The sequence below is a fragment of the Streptomyces sp. NPDC048106 genome (assembly GCF_040706415.1).
Taxonomy (GTDB): Bacteria; Actinomycetota; Actinomycetes; order Streptomycetales; family Streptomycetaceae; genus Streptomyces.
Genome location: NZ_JBEZND010000065.1, coordinates 1 through 21,398, shown reverse-complemented (window position 1 = coordinate 21,398; position 21,398 = coordinate 1). Strand labels below are relative to the sequence as shown.

Below are 21,398 nucleotides of genomic sequence, written 5' to 3'. Positions count from 1 at the left end.
ATGTCGGCGTTTCGGCCAACCCGCCTCCGGCCGTGTGCTCTTGCATGGCAAGGGTCGGTGCACTGCGCACCTTTGAAGAACCGCTGAATCCCGTAGCGCACAACCCGTCCGAAAGACAGGTGTTCGAAATTGCTGCGGCGTCGTTGGACACGCCGACACCACCATCACGTCTCCGAGAGGCAACACATTGACGAACGCCGAACCAGACGGCGACGAGAGCGCGAGCCCGCCGAAGGCCACCGCGACGGCCACGACCGGCATCTCGGACGCCGAGCGCGAGTTGTACGGCGGCCGGCTGCGCTACGACCAGTCTTACGTCCGCCACGAAGGACCGCTGACCCGGCTTGGGTTCGGGCACATGGCGGCAGCGCTGCCCCGGATGGTGGGCATGGTGCTGCGCACCGGCTGGGAGACGGACCGGCGGGCGCTCGCCGGGGTGGTGGTGGCGCAGCTCGGGCAGGGTGTGACGGCGGGCTGGGGGCTGGTGGCGGTCAACAGCGTCCTCACCGAGTTGTTCGCCGACGGTCCGACTCGGGACAAGCTCCGCGAGTCGCTGCCGTCGTTGGCGGTGCTCGCGGTCGCGGCGGTGGCGACGGCGGTGCTGTCGGCGTGGTCGACGGCGATGTCGGGCCGGCTGGAACCGCAGGTGGAGCGGGCGGTCTCCGCCCGGTACTACACAGCCGTCACTCACGTGGAGGTGGAGGCGACCGAACGGCCGGAGGTCCAGCGAGTCCTGGAGGCGGGCAGGTTCGGCACGGACTCAGCCCGCAGCATGCTCCGGCTGTCGGTCGGCGTGGGCGATGTGGTGATCGGCATGGTGGCGGCCGCCATCGTGCTGGCGTCGCTGCACTGGGCGCTGCTGCCGATGCTGCTGGCGATCGCCCTGCCCAAGGGGTGGGGAGCCGTCCGCTCCGCTCGCCGTGAGTACCTCTCGCGCCTGACCTGGGTCGACCACCGCCGGGCGATCGCCTCCCTGCTGGCCTACCTGACCCGCCCGCACGCCGCCGGGGAGATCCGCGTGCACGCCGCCGGCACGAAGCTGCTGTCCAGCTACGAGGAGATGTCGCGGCAAACGGAGGCGGAGCAGCGGCGCCTGGCCCGGGCGCAGGCTTCCACGGACCTGGTCGCCGGAGGCTTCGCGGGGCTGGCGTCGCTCGCCTGCTACGGGTTGCTGTGGTGGCTCCTTGCGACCGGTGGCCTGCCACTCGCCGTCGGCGGCACGGCGGTGATCGCCATCCGCACCTCGACGGCACGCCTCACCTCGCTGGTGCAGCAGGTCAACCGGCTGTACGAGGAGCTGCTGTTCCTCACCGACACCGAGGACGCCATCAAGGTGGCAGGCGAGAACGCCATCCCGGTCACCGGTACGCCGCTTCCCGCGCCGGTGCGGGAGGTGCGGACGGAGGGCGTGTCGTTCACCTATCCGGGGGCCGACGGTCCTTCCCTGAAGGGTGTGAGCGTGCGGGTGCCCCGGGGGAAGGTGACGGCCCTGGTGGGTGCGAACGGCTCGGGGAAGACCACGCTCACGAAGGTGCTGGCCGGGCTTCTGCCGCCGTCCGAAGGGACGGTGTGGTGGGTGGGCGAGTCGGGCGAGCAGGTCGAGCTCCGCGAGGCCGACCGCGCCCAGGTCTTCCGTGCCGTCGGGCTGTTGGCGCAGGACTTCCCGCGCTGGGAGATGACGGCGGCTGCGAATGTGGCCATCGGCGCGGGCGACCGTCCCCGGGACATGGACCGCGTCCGCGGCTCCGCTCGGGACGCGGGCGTGCTCGACCTGATCGAGGGCCTGCCGCACGGCTGGGACTCGATCGTCTTCAAGGGCTACGAGCGCGGTGTCCAGCTCTCGGGCGGGCAGTGGCAGAAACTCGGGTCCGCTCGAACAAGATACCGGCAGGCGCCGTTTCTGCTGGTCGACGAGCCAACCAGCGCGCTCGACCCGCATGCCGAAATTGCCGCGTTCCAGGGGCTGTGGTCCCTGGCCGAGCAGGGGCACGCGGTCGTCCTCGTCACCCACCGGCTCGCCGCGACCATGAACGCCGACCACATCTACGTCCTCGACCAGGGGCGCCTCGTCGAGGAAGGCACGCACGAGGACCTGATGGCCCACGAGGGCGGCCTGTATCAGGGGATGTTTACCGCCCAGGCCGCCCAGTACGGGCTCGCGCCGGGGACCGACAAGCTCCCCGCCCCCCGTGGTGTCCAGCCGTCCGGCCACGAGGCGGCGAGCTGACCTCCAGCAACGCGACTTCCACCCGCCGACCCCGCAGCACCCCGCCCCCTCCATCGAAGGCGAGACCGTCATGCCACCCAGCTCCTCCTCGATCCGCAAGACCGTCGAGACGTACCTCAGCCGCCACCCAGGCGAGCGTGACGCCCTGACCGGGCTGCTCGCCGCACTGGACCGTCCCGTCGACGTGACGGCCCGGGCGACGCTGCCCGGGCACGTCACGTGCAGCGCCGTCGTGATCGACCGCCGGTGCCGGGTCCTGCACATCCGGCACCGGGCCACTGGTCTCATGCTCACCCCTGGTGGCCACATCGAGCCCGAGGACCGCACGCTGCTCGCCTCAGCGCTGCGCGAGGTGGCGGAGGAGGCCGGAATCCCGCCCGGGGCTCTGTGCCTGACCCGGCAGACGCTCGCCTCCCCAATCGACATCGACGTCCACCCCATCGACGCCAACCCCTTCAAGGGCGAACCTGCCCACGAGCACTACGACTTCCGCTACGCGTTCTACCTCGCGGGCGAGGAGCCGCCGGCCGTCACCTTGCAGGACGAGGAGGTGTCCAGCGCCGAGTGGCTCGCCATGTCGGCGGTCACCTCGCCGACACTGCGCGCGAAACTTCTCGACGCGGGGGTGGACGGACAGCCGGAACCCCTGAACGCCTCCGCGATCATCCACGACGGCCACGGCCGGTACTTGCTGCACCTGCGGGACGCCAACAAGCCACAGATCTGGGAGCCCGGGTGCTGGTCGCTGCTCGGCGGCGGCCGGGAGCCGCAGGACCGTACCCTGCTCGACACGGTACGTCGGGAGCTGCGCGAGGAGGCCGGCCTGACGGTCGCGGACCTGGAGCCGTACGCGGTCGAGCACGTCACCGGCACCGACGGAACAGGCGTGCCGATCCAGCTGTTCACCGGACTCTGGAACGGCGACCCCGCCCGTCTTCCCCTCACCGAGGGCGTGATGCTCGCCTGGGTGCGGCCCGAGAAGTTCCCGCACATGACGATGCTGCCCTCGACCCGGGACCTGCTGGAGCAGCACGCCGCCGAACATCCCCTGCCCGCCGACGGTCCGACGACGCCCGCACCGACCGCGCGGGCGAAGGCACCGTCCGGGACCGTGCTGAACGTGGTCGGTGTCCACCTCTACCTTGAGCGGGACGGCCATGTCCTGCTGGGCCTACGGCATCCCGACTCGGCGTACGCGGGCGGTTCCTGGCACGTGCTGGCGGGCCACTGCGAGGCAGAGGCAGCGAGTGCCTGCCTCGTGAGGGAGGCGGACGAAGAGGCGGGAATCGTCCTCGAACCAGCCGACATCGACCTCGTCCACACCGTGCACATGCGTGAACGACCCACGGACCCGCCCCGCGTCCAGCTCTTCTTCCGCGCCCGCCGCTGGCTGGGTGAGCCGAAACTGCGGGAGCTCGACAAGTGCATGTCCTGGCAGTGGTGGAACGTCAAGGACCTGCCCGGGCTGATCGTCCCCTACACCCGAGCGGCCATCGAGGGCATCCAGGCCGGCCGGACCTACACGGAACTGGGATGGACGCGGTGACCGGATTCGACTCGGTGGGGGCCGCGTACACCGCCCACTCCGACAGCACGCGGGGCCGCCTGCGTCACGACCTGGTGGAACGCCGACTTCTCGCCGAGCTCCCGGCCACGCCCGCTCGGATTCTGGACGTCGGCTGCGGGAACGGCGAGATGACGCTGCGCCTCGCCGCGGCCGGCCACCAGGTGACCGGTGCCGCTCCGGCCGCCACCATGCCGGCGGCCGCGGCTGACCGTCTCGCGGGCCGCCCCGAGCTCGCCGACCGCGCCCGGCTCGTCAACGCCGGTTTCGAGTCCCCCTCCTTGGACGGGGAGCCGTTCGACGCGGTGTGCTGCCACGGCGTACTGATGTACCTGGACGATCCCGGTGAGGCCGTCACCCGGCTGGCAGGGCTCGTCGCGCCGGGCGGCCTGCTGAGCATCCTCGCCGAGAACCGTCGGGCCATCGGCGTACGCGAGGCTCTCGTCGGCGACTCCGAGACCGCGCGCCAGCTCATCGTGTCCGGAGCAGACCGGAGCGTCGGCAATCTCGGCCGGGAAACCCGCGGTGACGACCCCGACGCCCTCGACCGGCTCACCGCCGAGCACGGGCTGGTCCGCAGCCGTGCCAGGGCGTGCGGATCTTCCACGACCACTTCGACGACGCCTGGGCTCCGGATCCGGCCGCACGCGCGGCGGCACTGGAGCTGGAGTGGGCCGCGTCCTCGCGGAGCCCCTACCGGGACATGGGTCACCTCATGCACACCCTGGCTCGCTGGCCGGAGCGGAGCCGATCGTGACGCCCACCAGCACAGTCCGCGGCGCGGCCGCGGAGGGCGCGGCCTCCCTTCCTCTGCGCACCAACAGGTCCTTTCGCGCGTACTGGGTCGGCGAGGCGGTGACCCTCGCGGGGTCCTCGGTCCACGGTGTGGCGCTGCCGGTGATCGCGGTGCTGGAGCTGGACGCCTCCCCTGGCCAGGTGTCGCTGCTGGCCGCCGCCGCGACGGTTCCCGCGTTCGATCTCGCGCTGCCCGCCGGGGTGGCCGGTGGCAGGTACCCGAAGAAGAAGATCATGATCGGCACAAATTTCGCCGCGGCCGCGGTGGTGTCCGTGGTGCCGGTCTGCTGGGCCGCGGGAGTCCTGTCCGTGCCCGTGCTCTACGCGGTCGCCCTGCTGCTGGGGGCATGACCGTGCTGCACCAGGCCGCGTCGATCGCCATCGTGCCCGAGGTTGTCGACCGCGCCCACATGCATGCGGCGAACGCGCGGATCGCCGGCGCGCGGAGGACGGCGGCCGCGGTCGCGGCGGGCACGACCCAGCGGTCTCTACGCCAGCAGTTGTGCCCTTCCGAGCTGCAGTCCCGCGCGCAGCAGACCTCCGTCTGGCTGGTCACCGGCCTGCGCCCGGCCGCCGCCCTGACGGCCGGCGCCATCGCCGCCGACTCCTCCGTACACGCCGCGCTGAACGGCGGGACCCTGCGCTACCTCGTGCCTGCAGCACTGCTGTGGGCCTCGCCGGTCCGGCACCTCACCACCATGCCGACTTCCGCGAAGGACTCCGCTCATGCCTCTTGACCTCCGCGAAGCGACGAGTCGTCGACGTGCCGGCATGGTCGACCGGCTCACTACCGACGGCGTCCTGACCGACAAGCTGCTGCGCGACGCGCTGCTTCGCCTGCCGCGCGAGGCCCTGCTCCCGCACGCGTACGTCCGGGTCAGCGGCCCGGGTGCGGATCCGATCGACTGGCGCCTCCTCGACGGCTCCCACCCCGACGACCAGGAGGAGTGGCTCGACCTGATCCACAGCGACGAGTCGATCCTGCTCCAGCGCGACGGTGAACCCCTCGACGCACTCCCCCGCGGCCCGGTGACCGGCGGACACATGACGTCCATGTCCACCTACACCCCCGCCACCGTCGAAGCCCTCCAAACCGTGGAGCTCGGCCCCGGCCACAGCTATCTGGAGCTCGGCCCCGGCCCCGGTGTCTCCCTGGCCCTCGCCGCCACCATCACCGGCCCCGGACTCGCCACCGGCGTGGAGAGGGACGGACACATGACGGCCTTCGCCCAGCGGAACCTGGACCGCCTCGGTGTCGGCGCAACCGTTGTCGAGGGCGACGCTCTCGAAGGGCACGAGCCGCGGGCACCGTACGACCGCATCCACTCGGGGATCGGCGTTCCCTGCGTCCCGGCGCCGTGGGTGGAACAGCTCGCACCCGGCGGACGGCTGCTGACCACGCTCGCGACCCGCACCCCGAGCTGGCCCGGGCAACTCCTGGTCACCCGTACCCCGGCCGGCACGGTCAAGGCGGTCCTTCAGGGCCGGCCGCGCGGGTACCGGCCCGTGCTCGGCTACCGGTGGCTCAGCGCCCTGGACCACCGCGCCCGCATCAAAGCCGACCCCGGCAGGACACGACCGACCCGGCTCGCCCCGCCGTCGAACGACGCCTACGGATTCTGGCTCGCCGCCGCATACCTCGCGCCCGGTCTGGTCCGGGACTTCCAGGCGGAGACCATGACCATCGTCGCGCCTGACGACGACTCGTGGGCCGTCGCCGGCCCCGGCGACGGGACTGTTCGCGTCTGCGGGCCGCGTGACGTGTGGGCTGAACTCGAGGAGCTCCACGCCCGCTGGGAGGAAGCCGGCCGGCCGGAGTCGTACACCGTCGACCTCACCGTTGGCACCGGAGCCCAGACCGTCACGTCGGGCGCGAAGCCGAAGGCGCTGACCTGGACGCTACCGACCCTCGCCGGCATTCCCCGGCCGAGGTCGTGACCTCGCCCGAGCGAACGGCCCTTATCCCGCCCGTCAGCCGCTCAGCGAACGGAGTACGGATGCCCCGGCATCACCACCCCCTTGCTCCCCAAGCCGACAGCTCCTCCGTGCCGGCCGGCTGGCCCGAGGACTTCCTCCGCCACCGCTCCGGCGACGGGTGCCCCATGTGTGCGAACGACTACACCTCGGCCGACATCGGCTGGGGCGTGCTACTTCGCCGCGGTGAGGTAGCCAACGCCTGTCTGTGGCGCAGCGGGCGCGTCCGCGGCTACTGCGTGCTCATCCACCGCGGCGCCCCGCACGTCGCCGAGCCCACCGACCTGCTGGAAGCCGACGCCGCCGCCTACTGGCGCGACACTCTCGCGCTCGGCAAGGCCCTGACGGCCTTCTACGAGCCGGTGAAACTGAACTACTCCACCCTCGGCAACGTCGTACCCCACCTGCACAGCCACATCTGCCTCCGGTACGCCGGTGACACCGATCCGGCCCCGGGCGGGCCACTGCCGTGGGAGTTCCTCGACGGCGGACGCCAGGACGAGGCACAGTTGCTGGCCGACGCCGCCGCGCTGCGGACCTTGTCGGGGGACGCATGACCGGCGGCCAGCGGCACACCGAGCCGCTCGACGTTCACCTGATCGCCGTTCGCGACGGCCCGGCGGGGTCCGAGGTGCTGCTGTCGAGGCGGGCCGGCGACGTGTACGCGGCCGGATGCTGGCATCTGGTCAGCGGGCGCCTGGACGGTCCGTTGGAGGACATGGTCACGGCCCTGGTGCGCGAAACCCGGGAAGAGGCCGGCATCGTCGTCGATCCGGCCGATGTCCGCGCGGCCGTCACCGTGCACCACCGCTCCCCCGCCGGAGCCGCCCGTCTTGGGGTGTTCTTCGAAGTCCGGCGCTGGGACGGCGCCCCGAAGGTCATGGAGCCCCAGGTGTGCGACGCCATGGACTGGTTCGCGCTCGACAAGCTTCCGGAGCCGATGGTCGCGTACTGCCGGGCTGGACTGGATGCCTACCGGGCCGGTGCCCGGATGGCCGTGCACTTCCAGGAGCCCGGCGACGCCATCGCCTACACGCCGACCGCCGACCGGCTGGCCCTGGTCCCCGAGCCCCGCAGCCCTGGGACGGTCCCGCAGGAGGTGTGCGCCTTCGCCGAGCACGCGGTGGGCCGAATTACCAACTGGACGGACGTCTCCTGGAGTCGTGAAGAGAGCCGCGTATGGCGGGCGCGGGGCGCCGAGGACGACACCTGGTACGTCAAGATCCACCAGAACACGCGCTTCCACCAGCGGGAAGTCGCCGCGCTCCGCGGCTGGGCGCCCTTCCTCGGTCCGGCTGCGCCCCGCCTGGTGGCTGCCGACGCACATCTGCGGGCGGTTGTGCTCACCGCGGTGGGAGGCCGGTCCCTGCACGGCGCCACCTATCCGCCCGAGCAGCAGCGTCGGATCTTCCACCGCATCGGGCAGCTCGCGGCCGCCATCCACACCAGCGCTCCACCGCACCCGGCCGCTACCCTGTCCCTGGGGAAGCTGGAGCGGCACCTGGACGGAGCTCGGCCTCACCTCGCGCCCGGGGACGAAGAGTTCATCCGCAGCACCGCAGAGAAGGCCGCCCACCTGCCCGCCCTGGAGGCGGTCCCCACACATGGTGATCTCCAGCTCCGCAATCTGCGATGGGACGAAGACGCCGATGTCCTGTACGTGATCGACTTCGAGCGGTCGGAAGAGGGCCCGGCGATCAGGGACTTCGTTCGACTGTCCGACGCCTGGCACGGCCGCCCCGACCTTCTGCAGGCCGTGCTGGACGGCTACGGCCGCCCTTTCACCCCGGAAGAAGAAGCCCAGCTCACGGTCCTGTCCGTCCTGGACTCCGTCTCCGGCATCTCCTACGGCGCCTCCCACGGCGATCCCGAGCTCGTCGAACGCGGCCGGCGCACCCTGGCCCGCCTCCGCGCCGCACAACACTCCTGACCCCACCACACTAGGTACGAGGAGCAGCACCTTGACGTACACCGTCCGCGACCAGTGGCAAAAGCACTACAGCGACGGCAAGAACTTCCGACGGCTTGGCGAGCGCGAGCGGGAACTCCTCGCGGAGCACGCCCCCGTCCCCGAAGCCGGCGGGCGGGCGCTTGACGTGAGCTGCGGAACCGGGGAGCTGGCCGCCTACCTCGCCGGTCTCGGCTACCGCGTGGACGCGTGCGAATTCGCGGACAGTGCGATCGCCCGGGCCCGCGAGGAGCACACCAACATCGAGGGCGTGCGCTGGCTCCATCTGGACATCGAGCGCGACGGCCCCGCCCCGCTGGACGACACCCTGTACGACCTGGTGGTCTTCCGGCTGTCGGTGGCCTTCCTGCACGATCGCATGCGTGTCCTGCACGCTCTGGGGCGCCGGCTGCGCGAGGGCGGCACCGTGCTGGTCATCACCCCGCTGGCCGCGCACACATCCGCCGAGAAGCGGCACATCGCGCTGAACGAAGATGAGATCAGCGCTCTAACCTGCGGATGGACGAGCGTGCAGCGCATCGCCGTCGGCGACCTGGCGGCACTGGTCCTGCGCGGGCCGTGCGCGGGCACGGTCGCCACGGAACGGTCCGTGCCGGCCACCGGCTACGCCGTTGCCGGGGCGCTGGCCATCGTCACCAACGAGCACGGGCGCGTTCTGCTCGGCTGGTCCAGACGCGGCATGTGGGAAATTCCCGGCGGGAAGGTCGAGGGTGCCGAGCCGCTGGACGAAGCCGGGGTGCGCGAGCTCGCCGAGGAGACCGGCCTGCACGCCACCGGCGCCAGCGTGGTGACCATCCTCACCGACGCTGCCCAAGGTGTCCCGCGCCTGACCGCGGTGATCCGGATCGCCGGCGTCACCGGCACCCTCATCACTGCGGAGCCGGAGAAGTTCACGCGCTGGGAATGGCACGATCCTCACGGTCTGGGATGTCTCGGCCCGGTGTTCACCCCGAGCGCGCAGGCCCTGAACGCCGTCTGGCCCGGCGTCATCCCCGGCCTGCCGCCCGTCCATTCCTATCCGGTCGCCGCCAATCGGCCGCCCGTGCCAGGTGAGCCGGCCGAGGCCGTCCGGCGGCGCCAGGCGATGGCCCAGACGGTCATCGGCCGCGGCTGGGCCTCGTCCGAGCCCGTCCGCAGCGCGCTGCGGACCGTGCCCCGCCATCGTTTCGCCCCGGAGGCGAACCTGGCGGTCGCGTACGACGGCGGCGACCGGGCGGTCATCACCCGCCGCGACGAGACGGGGACGGCCATCAGCTCGGTGTCCGCGGCCTGGCTCCAGGCCGACATGATCGAGCACCTGCATCTGAAGCCGGGCGCGATCGTGTTCGAGGCGGGCTCCGGTGGCTACAACGCCGAGCTGATCGCCCACGTCGCCGGGCCCGAAGGGCGGGTGGTGACCGTCGACATCGACCCGTGGGTCGTATGCCGCACCCGCGCCTTCCTCACGGAGGCCGGCAGCGGACGCGTCACCGCCGTCGAGGCCGACGCGGCGCTCGGCGCGCCCGCCCACCTCGTGCCCCGCAGCGGCTTCGACGCCAGCGTGATCACCTACAACTGCTGGGACATCTCCCCGGCCTGGCGCGAGCAGTTGGCCGAAGGCGGGCGTCTGGTCCTGCCGCTGGAGATGGGCGGCTACACCAGGGCCATCACGTTCGAGCGGCATGGCGAGGTGCTGCACGCCCGACACTTCACCTACTGCGGATTCGTCCGCGACCAAGGACAGCAGGCCCACGCCGTCCCGGTCGTCCCCCTTTTCGACGGCGCTCTGACGCTCCGCTTCGACGACGGCGCCGCCGCCGACACAAAGGGCCTGGAGGAGGCGTTGCGCGGGCGGCGGCACGAGGTCACAACCGGCGTGACGATGGGGGCGAACTCGTACTTCGGCTCGCTGCAGCTGTATGCGGCCACGACCCTGCCGGCCTTCTGCCGCCTGCACGCCCACCAGGACACGGGCCTCACCGCCATCACGAAGGACCGTGACGCACCAGCCGTCCTCGGCACCGCCTCGCTCGCCTATCTGACCTACGTTCAGACCCGGCACGGCGAGTGCCCGGAGGACAAGGAGTGGGAATGGGTTGTGCACGCCTTCGGCGAGGAGGGCCCGCAGCTCGCCGAGCAGCTCGCGGCCACGGTCCGGGCATGGGACCGTCATGTCCGCGCCGACGACAACGACCAGCACGCCGATCCCGTCCTGACCGTCCACCCGGCCGATACTCCTGACCATCTGCTGCCCGCCGGAGACGTTCTGGACAAGGCCTCCTCCCGGCTGGTGTTCCGGTGGCCGGGCCGGGACGGACACATCCCGGCCCCTGCCCGGCGCACCGACACGGTCGCCGCGACCACGGGAGAAGCATGATCCTCAGCCGGCCGGCCACGGCGGCCCGGATCCGCGCCGAGTTCGCCCATGTCCTGGACACGCCTGCCGGACGGACCGGGGAGCTGGTCGCGCTCGCCCAGCTTGTCCAGGTCTCCAGGCGTGGCGGCCACCCGGAGCTCGCTCCTCACCTCGTCCACCGGGCCGGGCGCCTCGCCGGCGCCCCCGTCCCCGTACTGTGACCGCCTTGGAGATCCCCGTGCTGCCCAGCCTGCTTGCCGGCTTCGCCCACCCGGACGACGAGGCTCTCCTCGCCGGGGGCGCCCTCGCCCAGCGTGCTGGCCCGGCTACTGGGCGACGGATGCGCCGACGGGCGCTGGAGCACCCTCCTCGAACTGGACGCGGTCGCCGGATTGCAGCCCAGTCGACGACCGGTGCTGAAGCGGAGCAACGTGCCCTGTTCTGAATCAGCGTCCCGGCAGGAAGGACGCGATGCGATCAGCCTCTTCAGGGCTGGTGCCCGTAGAGCCAGCCCTGACAGTCACCCGCCCGAGGCCGTTGATCAGACTGACGCGAGATGAGGTAACTAGCCATGACCACGCTGGTGTTCACCGCCCCGGACGCCGCCGAGGACGTCGCGCGGATGCGTCGCGCGTTCGCGGCCGCGACCCACGACCTCCAGGTCACGCCGTCGGGCGGGGAGGTGTGGGGGTGGCAAGGCCGCACGCTCGGACGGCGTGCCGGCACGAGCTGGCTTCGCCTCGTCTCCGCTCCGTCAGAGAAGGCCGGGGGACGGCTGTGGGAGGGCACCGCCCTCGCGGACACCGCCGTGCCACAGTCGGTGCCACGCCCCCGGCTGCGCAACCTCCTGGACTGGACGTGCGGCTCGTACGCGTACCGGGCCGAGCTCACCGAACTCGTCACCACCCCGGCAGTCGTCGTGGGCAGCCCCGTACTCGACCGTGATCCCGGGCTGCCGGATGCCTGGTGGCGAGACCTGCGCGCCGCATCGCGCGCGCTCGCCGCGGTCCCGACCGACCGTGAGGCCGTGCGGCAGTCCTGGATCGACCGCAACTTCCGCCGCTTCGTAGGCATCGACCCTCCGCGGATCAGCGACCGCACCACCGGGCACGCGGACCTGCACTGGGCCAACCTCACCGCCCCGACCTTGATCATCTTCGATTGGGAGGGTTGGGGCGTCATGCCGGTCGGCTACGACCCGGGCCTCCTTCACGCCTACTCGCTGACGGTGCCGGCGGTCGCCGCACGCGTGCGGCACGAATTCGCCGACGTCCTCGACACACCCGCCGGCCGGGCCGGGGAACTCGTCGCCCTCGGCCAACTCCTCCAGGCCTGTTCCCGGGGCGTCCACCCCCACCTCGCCCCGCTCGTCGCTCGCTGGGTCGAACACCTCACTGAAGTTCCTGTCCCCACGCCCTGACCGCAACACGGCCCTCGACGGCCTGGAGGAGCCCGTGCTTCACCCACGTGTAGACGTAGTCGTGCTGTCCATGAATGACCGGCCGGACGAAGAGGCCGCCGCGCAGGCGACGCTCCTGGCGCAGAGCGATGTCGACGTCCGGGTGGTGGTGGTCGGCACCGGCTGCAGGCCCCAGGTCGTCCCGCCCGGCGCGCTCACCGTGTGCCTGCCCAAGAACCTCGGCATCCCCGGCGGCCGCAACGCCGGCGTCAACGCGCTGCGCGACGCGGGCGATCCGGCCGAGTGGCTGTACTTCCTCGACAACGACGCGAGCTTTCCTCGTCCCGATGTCCTCGCCCGGCTCGTCGCCGAGGCCAAGCTTCATCCAGAAGCTGCCTGGGTCCAGCCCCGGCTGACCGGCCCGGACGATGCGACCACGCCACGCCGCTGGGTCCCCCGGCTGCGCGCCTCGGACCCGGGACGGCCCGGGAGGGTCACCTCGATGACCGAAGGCGTCGTCCTGATCCGGCGCGACGCTTTCGAGGCGGTAGGAGGGTGGGAAGGTCGGATATTCCTCTATCACGAGGGCGCCGATCTTGCCTGGCGACTGTACGAAGCGGGCTGGAGCGGCTGGTACGCGGCGGCAATCCACATGCACCACCCGCTCACCACACCCGCCCGCCACGCGCTGTACCACCGGCTCGCCGCCCGCAACCGGATCTGGATCGCTCACCGCAACCTCCCCGCCCCACTCCTCCCCCTCTACCTGAGCGTGTGGACGGCGATCATCCTGGTCCGGGCCATGCGCGGCGGCGGGCTGGGCGAGACGCTGCGCGGCATGCGCGAAGGCTGGACGACGCGGCACACGCAGCCGCGGCGCCCGATGAGCTGGCGCACCGTCTACCGGCTCACCGCCGCCGGGCGGCCGCCGATCATCTGACCTCCCTCCCATCCAGCGCCTCGAGGAGGCCTCTTCCATGAATCACCCGTCCCTGCCCTCGCTGCTGGGGGTGTTCGCGCACCCTGACGATGAGAGTCTTCTAGCCGGCGGTGTGCTCGCGCAGCACCACGCCGCCGGCGCCCGCACAGCGGTCGTCACCGCCACCTGGGCCCCCCACAGCCGCCGAGCGCCCGAACTCGCGGACGCCCTCGCCGCCCTGGGCGCCGGCTCCCCACGCCTGCTCGGCTACGGCGACGCCCGCAACCCCGAGGCCGCGCCGGGCCAGCCCCGGCTCGTCGACGCTCCCCTCGATGAGGCCATCGGCCGCCTCGTCGCCCACATCCGGGCCTTCCGCCCCGACATCGTCGTCACCCATGACGCGGTCGGCCAGCCGACCGGCCACCCCGACCACGTACGCACCCACCAGATCACGCTGCTCGCCGTCGAAGCCGCCGGACTCGCTCACCTGCATCCCGAAGCGGGGCCGCCCTGGCAGCCGGCCGCGCTGTACGCCGCCACGCACCCCGAGTCCGGCGTCGGCCTGCTCCGCCCGCTGCTCGAAGGTGTGGGAAAGAAGGTGCTCGCGGTGCCGGACTCGTACGCGACCACCAGCGTCGACATCGCCCCCTGGGCCGACGTGAAGTGGCGGGCGATCCTCGCGCACCGCGGCGAGGTCGCCCGTGAGCGGCCCCTGCCCGGCATCCTCGCCCGCCTCCCCGAAGCCGACCGCACCCAGATCATCCAGACCGAACACTTCACCCGCCTCACCCCCGGCCCCACGAAGGGCGACCCGACCCAGCTGACCACCTGACCCCCGCCACACCTTCACCGCCCACAAGCAAACCCCCGCTGATCGGAGAGAAATGACGACTCCTGCACTCGACCAACGCCCCAGCCCGTCCAGGACATTACGGCTGGCAGTCGCGCAGAGCACGGTGCCGGAAGATCCCACTGATCGAGGAGCACTCCGAGCAGCCGGGCAGGAAATCCGGGCCCTGATGGCGGAGGCAGCCGGGACGGGTGCGCAACTGGTGCAGTTCCCCGAGGGGGCGATCGTCTATCCGAGCAAGCACGTGATGGCGGCCGGCTCGAACGGCAAGCTGGTCCCGGCCGACTGGAGCCGTGCCGCCTGGGACGTCATGCGCGAGGAGGCCGAGTCGATCGCTGCGCTGGCTGGGGAACTACGGCTGTGGACAGCGTTCGGGTCGCTTCACCCGCTCACACCACCGCGCAGGCCCCACAACAGCCTCTTCGTCGTCTCCGACCGTGGCGAACTGGTCGCCAGGTACGACAAGCGGTTCCTGTCGCATACCGAGGTCTCCTACCTGTACACCCCGGGCCGTGAGCCGCTGGTCTTCGAGGTAGGCGGCATCCGGATCGGCTGCGCGTTGTGCGTGGAGGCGCACTTCCCGTCGCTCTTCGCCGAGTACGAGCGCCTGGACGTTGACTGCGTCCTGCTCTCCGTGATGGTCGACGATGCCCCAAGGGCACGCGTCGCCCAGGCCTACGGGACGCTGTACAGCTACTGGCTTGGCTACGCCGTGCCGGCGCAGTTCAGCACCACGGTGCCGTCCGGGATCGTGGCGCCCGGCGGCCGGTGGCTGGCCCAGTGCCCCGCCGACGGGCAACCCGCTGTGGTGGTCGCGGACATCGACCTCGACTCGGCCGACCCGGACATCGACGTGGCCCTTCGGCACGCCCGACCATGGCGCCGCCGGGCGCAGGAAGGGCTTTACAAGGACCAGTTGGTGGCTGGCGACCCGCGCAGCGACATTCGCACGGCCTTCTGAGGACGGCCCGTTCACCTCTTGGGCCTGGGCAACAACGGGTCGGTGCGATGAGGCGGGTGTCAACGAGGCTCGGACAGACTGGTGGCGAGTTTGACCCAGCGCTCCAGCAGCGTGGCGGCGGCGCCGCTGTCCACTGCGGCGCGCGCCCGGTCCAGGCTGTCGGCGAAGGCGGCCTCGAACACTGCGGCGTCGGTGGCGACGCCAAGGTGGGCGACCAGGGCGCCGGCGGCATTGGCGAGGACCGCGTCGCGGGCGGCGCCGGGAACGCCGGAGAGCATGGCGTGTACGGCTGCCGCGTTGTACGCGGCGTCGCCGCCGCGCAGCGCGTCCGGGCCCGGTCGGCCCAGCCCGAAGCGGCGGGTGTCCAACTCGGCCTGGACAACGCCGCCTGTCGCCGTGGTGGTCCACACGTCGGTGGGGCCGGCGGTGCTGATCTCGTCCAGGCCCTCGTGGCCGCGGACCACCAGCGCGCTCGCGCCGCGCTCGGCGAGCACCGAGGCGAGGACGGGGGCCAGCGAGAGGTTCGAGCAGCCGACCAGGGCCGAACCGGGGCGGGCCGGATTGGTCAGCGGGGCGAGGAAGTTGATCGCGGTGGGCACGCCCAGCGTACGCCTGACGGGGGAGGCATGCTTGAGGCCCTTATGGAAGGCCGGAGCGAAGGTGAAGGCGATGCCCAGGTGGCCCAGACACTGCGCGACCTGCTCGGGGCCCAGGTACAAAGGGATGCCGAGGGCCTCCAACACGTCGGCGGAGCCGCTCTTGCTGGAGACGGAGCGGCCGCCGTTCTTGACCACCGGCGCGCCGGCGGCAGCTGCGACGATCGCAGCCATGGTGGAGATGTTCACGCTGTGCGCGCCGTCGCCGCCGGTGCCGACGATGTCGACGACGTCGCGGCCATCGACGGGCAGGGGCACGACCCGCTCCATCAGGACGTCCAGGAGACCGGAGATCTCGGCGGCGGTCTCACCCTTGGCGCGCAGCGCGACGAGGAACCCGGCGAAGGCAACGGGCTCGTGGGCGTCGTTCATGACCTCGCCCATGGCCCATCGGGTGTCGTCCGCGGTCAGGTCCTCGCCGCGCAGGAGCGTGGCCAGGAGCTGCGGCCAGGTACGTACAGCGGGCGCGGTCACGGGACTCTCCTCGGTGCGGCCCGACGCGGCGAACGCCCGCAGACCAGTCTGCTTCGTACTTCGAGCCTAGCGAGTCGCGAGCACACGCCTGCCGTTCGCCAGGCCACGGCGATGTCGTGGACCACACCGCCGCGCGGCCGCCCGCTGCGCGGCCGCCGGACGGCGGCCGTGAGCACGAACTCGCGTACGCGTCCGGGCTGATCACTCAGGCGCCACCCCGGCTTAGCTGCTCGATCTTGATTACGTCGTGCAGTTCGCCGGTACGGTACATCGGCTGCCTCCTGCGGTGGGCCGTGACCGGACGTGGATCAGTCGTACAGACGTCCCAGCAGGGCACCCTGCCCGGACTGAAGAACGTGGGCGGCCTCGAGCGGGATCCAGAAGCATTCGAAACGGGTGGGCTCCCGCTCGCCGTCGTGGTCCTCCTGGCTGGCCCACCGCTCCGGCGTGGGCTCGGTCAGCTCCAGGTGGAAGACATGGCGGTGCTGGACCTCGCTCCGATACGGGCTGATGTCGTAGTCGCTCTCACCGAGCTTCCGCACGATCTTGAAGCCCTTCAGACCGGTCTCCTCGCCGGCCTCGCGCAGCGCCGCCGCCTCCGGGGTCTCGCCCGCACGGATGCTGCCGGCCGGGACCTGAATACCGAGCGCGACCCTCAAGACCACAGGCACGCGCGCCTCGGACGCCGGACCGCTGGCTGTCCCCGGCTTCCTGCAGCGGCGCGGTGTGGAGCCGGGCCGCGAACTTCTGCGCCGCGTTGGCGGTCTGCACCGGGTCGGTGTCGGCGACCAGTAACTCGCCGAGCGCGCCTGAGGAACGCAGGCGGGCCAGATACGGTAAGTGCACACGGCGGGAGATCCACCCGGCCCCGACCACGAGGACTCGGCCTATCTCCGCAGTCATGACACGGGCTCTTTCTCCCAGCGGGCGGTGAGGTCCGCGAGCAGGCCGTGGAAGCCGGGGCAGGTCTTGATCACGCAGTCCGGATCGTCCAGTTCGATGCCCCCTGGTACGCGCAGGCCCAGCACGGAGAACGCCATGGCGATCCGGTGATCCCGTCGGGTGGCGATGCGGCCCGCAGTCGGCTGCGCGGGCTGGACCTCGATCCAATCCTCCCCCGTGGTCACTGGCACCCCCAGCGCCCGCAGCCCAGCCGCGCAGGCCTCCAGCCGGTCGCATTCCTTGACCCTGGCGTTGGCCACGTTGGTGATGCGTACCGGGGAGGTGGCCAGCGGGGCGATGGCGGCGAGGGTGGGCATAGTGTCGGACAGGTGGTGCAGGTCCGCCGTCACCCCGGTCAGCCGGTCCGGCCCGGTGACGGTGACCGAGTCCGGTTTCACGTCCACGACCGCGCCCATGCCGGCCAGCACGCGGGCGAATCCGAGGTCCCCCTGGGCGGAGTCGGAGCCCAGCCCGGGGACGGTCACCGACCGGCCCGGGCTGACGGCAGCCGCCGCCAGGACGTACGAGGCGGTGGAAGCGTCCGGCTCGACGCTCACCTCGCCGGGGCTGGTGTAGCCGCCGGGCGCGACGCGGAAGACGTCGCCGGTGCGCTCGACGCGGGCCCCGAACAGGCGCATGAGCGTGAGGGTGATGTCGATGTACGGGGCGGACACCATCTGAGTGACGTGCAGGGTGAGCCCGGTCCGGGTGAGCGGTCCGGCCAGCAGCAGCGCCGTCAGATACTGGCTGGAGACACTTGCGTCGACGACCAGCCGACCGCCCTCAAGACCGGTGGCACGCAGCGTGTACGGAAGAGCGTCGCGGTCGATGTCTGCCCCGAGGGTCCGCAGGGCCTTGAGGAGCGGGGCGATGGGACGGCGGCGCATCTGCTCGGAAGCGGTGAAATGGAAAGTGCCGTGGCCGGCAGCGGCCAGCCCGGGCAGGAACCGTGCGCCGGTGGCCCCGTCCCTGGTATCGATCGACGCCTGCACAGCCGCCGGGCCCTCGGGGCGACCGGTGACCGCCCACGCGTCACCGCTGGTGATGTCGATGTCGTAGCCGAGGGCGGCCAGGGCCTGGGCGCAGGCCTCGGTATCGTCCGCCACCAGTGGCCGGCGCAGCACCGTACGGCCGTTGGCAGCCGCAGCAAGAACCAGTAGCCGGTTCGTCTCGGACTTCGAACCGGGAATCACAACGTCAGTCATGCCATATCTCCTGCTAGTTCGGGTGATCCGCCCCGGGCGGTACGAGGTAGGGCGGATTGTGCCGCCCCGGGCGGGGCCTGCGCCGCCGGATTTGGGCGGTCAGATCGGCAAGCAGGAAGGTCAGATGCGCGGGCTGCTCGACGATCCGCCACGACCGGTACGCGGCCAGTACCTCGCATCGGCCAGAACCCCAAAGCACCGCGACCGTGAGCGCCCCGGCCGCCTGCCCGGCCTGCATGTCGGCGACCGAGTCCCCGACCAGCACCGTACGGCGCGCATCAACACCGAACCGGTCGCACAGCCACAGCACTCCGGTGACGGCTTCGGAGCGGGCGGATCGTCCGGGGTCACCACCGCCCCGACCAGATCGGCGACGCCGAGCTGCTTGAGCAGCACACTGGTACGCGCACGCTCCTTGCCCGTAATCACCCCCACGGGTACATGCCGTGTGCACAGCATGGACAGCCACTTCCGCGCCCCGTTGAACAGGCGCACCTGGTCGGACAGCGCGGCGGCCTCCTGCCGGTAGAGCTCCGCAAACCGCTCCGGCCCTCCGGGTTCGTCCAATGCAATGCTGCTGCCGCATAGACCAGTTCATACCGTTCGCCCGATCGCAAGTCCTCGAACGCCGCTTGCACCGTTCTCACGTTCGTCGGCACGTGCTTGCGCAGCTCGGCGAGCATGGACCCGTCAGGATCGATCGCGGTGACCATGACCCCTCGCCGAGCGAACAGGCGGGTTGCCTTGCCCGTCCCAGCGCCGATCTCGAGGGCGGTCCGAACCCGGCGGCCCGCATAGGCCATCACCATGTCGAACAGCTCCACGGGATACCCCTGGCCGGAACCGTCCGTATGCTTCCGCCACCCCTCCGAAACTCAGCGCGCGACCAGACACACACAGCATCCTGACGCGAGCAGCCCCGGCAATGCTTGATCTTTTCTGGGGCCCAGACGCGGCAACAGTGCGAACATCGTTCTGCACTAAGACGTTGTCTCATTTGGAGAGTCTGCGGTAGCAGATGAGGCTGCAAGCGATGGCGGTGAAGGCCAGGAAGTGTTCGGCCTTGCGTTCGTAGCGGCGATGGAGGCGACGGCAGCCGGCCAGCCAGGACATCGTGCGCTCGATCGTCCAGCGGTGGCGGCCCAGCCGGGTGGAGGACTCGATGCCCTTGCGGGCGATGCGGTGCCGGATGCCGCGCTGGCGGAGCCATCGGCGCAGGTGGTCGTAGTCGTAGCCCTTGTCCGCGTGCAGCTTGGCGGGCCGTCGTCTGCGCGGGCCGCGGCGGGATCGGATTGGCGGGATGCCGCGCACGAGCGGCTCGAGTGCCTGGCTGTCGTGGAGGTTCGCGCCGGAGATCCCGATGGACAGGGGTAAACCGGTCCGCTCGGTGATCAAGTGGATCTTCGACCCCTTCTTGCCCCGGTCTACAGGATTCGGACCTGTCAGGTCCTCCCTTTGAGGGCCCGCATGTTCACCGAGTCGATTGCGCAGCGCGACCAGTCCAGGCCTCCGCGCGAGCCCAGTTCGTCGAGGATGAGGCGGTGCAGTTTTGCCCAGACCCGGGCGGCGGTCCACTCGGTGAAGCGCCGGTGCGCGGTCGGCCCCGAGGGGCCGAAGACCGGCGGCAGCTGCCGCCAAGTGCAGCCCGTCGTGGCCACGAAGATGATCGCCGCGAGGACCTCGCGGTCCCCGTACCGGCGCCGACCTCCGCCCTGGGGCCGAGTTGGGGCAGGCGGGACCGCCCGCTGGAACAGTTCCCATAGCTCGTCCGGCACCAGGCGCTCAACCATCACCACATGGTGCAGACTACCCAGCACGCCAAATGAGACGACGTCTAATACTGCAACGACACTCCGTGACGCGGTTCGCAGGCCAGTTCGGGCGGGTGGAGCCGAGGCGGCGCATGGTGTCCTACCTGCGGGGGCTGCTGAGCGAGGCGGAACGCAAGAACGGCTGGACCCTGGCGGAGTTCGCCGATGATGCAGGCCCCCAGGGGATGCAGCGGCTGCTGAACCACTACCTGTGGGACGCGGACTCTGTGCGTGACGGCGTCCGCGACGCGGTGGTGGAACACATCGGAGATCCCGTGGCGGGAATTCTCATTCTTGACGAGACGGGATTCCTCAAGAAGGGGGTGCGGTCGGCAGGTGTGGCGCGCCAGTACTCCGGAACGGCCGGCCGGATCGAGAATTATCAGGTTGCGGTCTTCCTGGCCTACGGGTCTGCGAAGGGCCGAGCGTTGATCGACCGGGAGTTGTATCTGCCGAAGGACTGGACGTCGGACCGTGAACGCTGCCGGTCGGCCGGTATCAGTGACGATGTCTAGTTCGCCACCAAGCCGGACATGGGCCTGCGTATGCTTCAGCGTGCCGTGGAATCAGGGATCCCTTTCGGGTGGGTGACCGCCGATGAGCTCTACGGCCAGACGAGCCGGATCCGGGTGTGGCTGGAAGAACACGACATCCCCCATGTTCTCGCCGTCCCAAAATCCCAGATGGTAATGACCATGGAATTCTTCGGACAGGCTCGCGCGCACAAACTGGTCAGTGAACTTCCCGACGACGCATGGGCGCGTCTGAGCTGCGGTGACGGTGCCCACGGGCCACGCGAGTACGACTGGGCGGCGGCCCCGATCCGGCCCTGGCGTCGGGAGGGCTGGGACCACTGGTTACTGGCACGGCGCAGCCTCACAGATCCCACGGACATCGCCTACTACATCTGCTTCTGCCCGTCCGGGACCTCACTGGAAGAACTTGCGCGGATCGCGGGATCGAGGTGGATGGTCGAGGAGTGCTTCCAGACCGCAAAGAACGAAACCGGGCTCGATCACTACCAAGTCCGTGGATACACCGCGTGGTACCGGCATATAACCCTCTCCATGGCCGCCCTCGCCTTCCTCGCCATCCTGCGAGCAGAGGCAAAAAAGGGGATCCACAAGTAGGCTCCGATCGAACTGTCATACCCGTGACCATGAACGAGGCCAGGCGGCTCTTCAACCGCATCTCCTCTCCCATCCGCCACCGCATCCAGCACGCACTTGCATGGTCACTATGGCGACGAAGAAGCCAAGCACGAGCCCGCATCAGTCATGACCAACGCAGAGGGCGTCACGGAGTGTCGTTGCAGTA

At 70.9% G+C, this 21,398-nt stretch carries 18 protein-coding genes and 5 pseudogenes; 16 read left to right on the top strand and 7 right to left on the bottom strand.

Annotated elements, in window-relative coordinates; translation table 11 throughout:
• Positions 1–187 precede the first annotated feature (187 nt).
• From AB0927_RS38700 to AB0927_RS38630, 15 genes and pseudogenes are all read left to right on the top strand, one after another.
• A complete protein-coding gene (locus AB0927_RS38700) occupies positions 188–2,227 on the top strand; it encodes an ABC transporter ATP-binding protein (protein WP_366672545.1) in 2,040 nt (679 codons plus the stop codon).
• A gap of 70 nt (positions 2,228–2,297) precedes the next feature.
• Entirely contained in the window at positions 2,298–3,773 is a 1,476-nt protein-coding gene (locus tag AB0927_RS38695) for an NUDIX domain-containing protein (protein WP_366672544.1), read from the top strand.
• Positions 3,761–4,132 (top strand): annotated as a pseudogene (locus AB0927_RS38690) (methyltransferase domain-containing protein); the annotation flags it as partial. The gene AB0927_RS38695 and the pseudogene AB0927_RS38690, both read left to right, overlap by 13 nt.
• A 251-nt stretch (positions 4,133–4,383) precedes the next feature.
• Complete coding sequence (locus AB0927_RS38685) at positions 4,384–4,548, top strand: hypothetical protein (RefSeq protein WP_366672543.1); 165 nt, start codon at positions 4,384–4,386, stop codon at positions 4,546–4,548.
• Positions 4,545–4,937: an MFS transporter gene (locus AB0927_RS38680; protein WP_366672542.1), complete on the top strand. Its 393-nt coding sequence runs from the start codon at positions 4,545–4,547 to the stop codon at positions 4,935–4,937. The genes AB0927_RS38685 and AB0927_RS38680 overlap by 4 nt, the downstream gene beginning before the upstream one ends.
• Positions 4,934–5,323 (top strand): hypothetical protein, encoded by a 390-nt coding sequence (locus AB0927_RS38675; RefSeq protein ID WP_366672550.1) that lies wholly within the window; start codon positions 4,934–4,936, stop codon positions 5,321–5,323. The genes AB0927_RS38680 and AB0927_RS38675 overlap by 4 nt, the downstream gene beginning before the upstream one ends.
• Entirely contained in the window at positions 5,313–6,524 is a 1,212-nt protein-coding gene (locus tag AB0927_RS38670) for a methyltransferase (protein ID WP_366672541.1), read from the top strand. Before AB0927_RS38675 ends, AB0927_RS38670 begins: the two co-directional genes overlap by 11 nt.
• Before the next feature lie 59 nt (positions 6,525–6,583).
• The gene (locus AB0927_RS38665) at positions 6,584–7,117 is read left to right on the top strand and encodes an HIT domain-containing protein (RefSeq protein ID WP_366672540.1); all 534 of its coding nucleotides are present in this window, start codon (positions 6,584–6,586) and stop codon (positions 7,115–7,117) included.
• Positions 7,114–8,490, top strand: coding sequence for a phosphotransferase (locus tag AB0927_RS38660; RefSeq protein WP_366672539.1), 1,377 nt, complete (start codon positions 7,114–7,116; stop codon positions 8,488–8,490). Before AB0927_RS38665 ends, AB0927_RS38660 begins: the two co-directional genes overlap by 4 nt.
• 31 nt (positions 8,491–8,521) lie before the next feature.
• Positions 8,522–10,885 carry a methyltransferase, FxLD system gene (gene fxlM / locus AB0927_RS38655; RefSeq protein ID WP_366672538.1) on the top strand — a complete coding sequence of 788 codons (2,364 nt, stop codon included), beginning with the start codon at positions 8,522–8,524 and terminating at the stop codon, positions 10,883–10,885.
• 11 nt (positions 10,886–10,896) lie between these two features.
• Positions 10,897–11,085, top strand: a pseudogene (locus tag AB0927_RS38650) (hypothetical protein); the annotation flags it as partial.
• Positions 11,086–11,435: 350 nt separating this feature from the next.
• Positions 11,436–12,284, top strand: a complete 849-nt coding sequence (locus AB0927_RS38645) for a hypothetical protein (protein ID WP_366672537.1) — start codon at positions 11,436–11,438, stop codon at positions 12,282–12,284.
• A gap of 70 nt (positions 12,285–12,354) precedes the next feature.
• Positions 12,355–13,203 carry a glycosyltransferase family 2 protein gene (locus AB0927_RS38640; RefSeq protein WP_366672536.1) on the top strand — a complete coding sequence of 283 codons (849 nt, stop codon included), beginning with the start codon at positions 12,355–12,357 and terminating at the stop codon, positions 13,201–13,203.
• Positions 13,204–13,240: 37 nt separating this feature from the next.
• The gene (locus tag AB0927_RS38635) at positions 13,241–14,014 is read left to right on the top strand and encodes a PIG-L family deacetylase (RefSeq protein WP_366672535.1); all 774 of its coding nucleotides are present in this window, start codon (positions 13,241–13,243) and stop codon (positions 14,012–14,014) included.
• 52 nt (positions 14,015–14,066) lie between these two features.
• The gene (locus AB0927_RS38630; protein WP_366672534.1) at positions 14,067–14,993 is read left to right on the top strand and encodes a carbon-nitrogen hydrolase family protein; all 927 of its coding nucleotides are present in this window, start codon (positions 14,067–14,069) and stop codon (positions 14,991–14,993) included.
• A gap of 59 nt (positions 14,994–15,052) precedes the next feature.
• On the opposite strand, the gene trpD is transcribed toward AB0927_RS38630, so the two are convergent.
• From trpD to AB0927_RS38595, 7 genes and pseudogenes are all read right to left on the bottom strand, one after another.
• A complete protein-coding gene (trpD, locus tag AB0927_RS38625; RefSeq protein WP_366672533.1) occupies positions 15,053–16,123 on the bottom strand; it encodes an anthranilate phosphoribosyltransferase in 1,071 nt (356 codons plus the stop codon).
• A 308-nt stretch (positions 16,124–16,431) separates the two neighbouring features.
• Complete coding sequence (locus AB0927_RS38620; RefSeq protein ID WP_366672532.1) at positions 16,432–16,794, bottom strand: NUDIX domain-containing protein; 363 nt, start codon at positions 16,792–16,794, stop codon at positions 16,432–16,434.
• A 228-nt stretch (positions 16,795–17,022) separates the two neighbouring features.
• Positions 17,023–18,270: a 3-phosphoshikimate 1-carboxyvinyltransferase gene (gene aroA / locus AB0927_RS38615; RefSeq protein ID WP_366672531.1), complete on the bottom strand. Its 1,248-nt coding sequence runs from the start codon at positions 18,268–18,270 to the stop codon at positions 17,023–17,025.
• A 13-nt stretch (positions 18,271–18,283) separates the two neighbouring features.
• Positions 18,284–18,580, bottom strand: a complete 297-nt coding sequence (locus AB0927_RS38610) for an HAD hydrolase-like protein (RefSeq protein ID WP_366672530.1) — start codon at positions 18,578–18,580, stop codon at positions 18,284–18,286.
• Positions 18,581–18,636: 56 nt separating this feature from the next.
• Positions 18,637–18,765: pseudogene (locus AB0927_RS38605) on the bottom strand (hypothetical protein); the annotation flags it as partial.
• Between the two features lie 107 nt (positions 18,766–18,872).
• A pseudogene (locus AB0927_RS38600) lies at positions 18,873–18,983 on the bottom strand (class I SAM-dependent methyltransferase); the annotation flags it as partial.
• A 280-nt stretch (positions 18,984–19,263) separates the two neighbouring features.
• Positions 19,264–20,060, bottom strand: a protein-coding gene (locus AB0927_RS38595; protein WP_366672529.1) for an IS5 family transposase whose coding sequence is annotated in 2 segments (ribosomal slippage) — positions 19,264–19,721 and positions 19,721–20,060 — 798 coding nt in all. Because the reading frame shifts where the segments join, the coding sequence is not laid out codon by codon here.
• A 32-nt stretch (positions 20,061–20,092) separates the two neighbouring features.
• Here AB0927_RS38595 and AB0927_RS38590 point away from each other — a divergent pair.
• Positions 20,093–21,398, top strand: a pseudogene (locus AB0927_RS38590) (IS701 family transposase); the annotation flags it as partial.

Coding starts and splice junctions, on each gene's coding strand:
- AB0927_RS38695 (WP_366672544.1), top strand. CDS start 2,298: ATGCCACCCAGCTCCTCCTCGATCCGCAAGACCGTCGAGACGTACCTC.
- AB0927_RS38675 (WP_366672550.1), top strand. CDS start 4,934: ATGACCGTGCTGCACCAGGCCGCGTCGATCGCCATCGTGCCCGAGGTT.
- AB0927_RS38670 (WP_366672541.1), top strand. CDS start 5,313: ATGCCTCTTGACCTCCGCGAAGCGACGAGTCGTCGACGTGCCGGCATG.
- AB0927_RS38665 (WP_366672540.1), top strand. CDS start 6,584: ATGCCCCGGCATCACCACCCCCTTGCTCCCCAAGCCGACAGCTCCTCC.
- AB0927_RS38660 (WP_366672539.1), top strand. CDS start 7,114: ATGACCGGCGGCCAGCGGCACACCGAGCCGCTCGACGTTCACCTGATC.
- AB0927_RS38645 (WP_366672537.1), top strand. CDS start 11,436: ATGACCACGCTGGTGTTCACCGCCCCGGACGCCGCCGAGGACGTCGCG.
- AB0927_RS38640 (WP_366672536.1), top strand. CDS start 12,355: ATGAATGACCGGCCGGACGAAGAGGCCGCCGCGCAGGCGACGCTCCTG.
- AB0927_RS38635 (WP_366672535.1), top strand. CDS start 13,241: ATGAATCACCCGTCCCTGCCCTCGCTGCTGGGGGTGTTCGCGCACCCT.
- AB0927_RS38630 (WP_366672534.1), top strand. CDS start 14,067: ATGACGACTCCTGCACTCGACCAACGCCCCAGCCCGTCCAGGACATTA.
- aroA (WP_366672531.1), bottom strand. CDS start 18,270: ATGACTGACGTTGTGATTCCCGGTTCGAAGTCCGAGACGAACCGGCTA.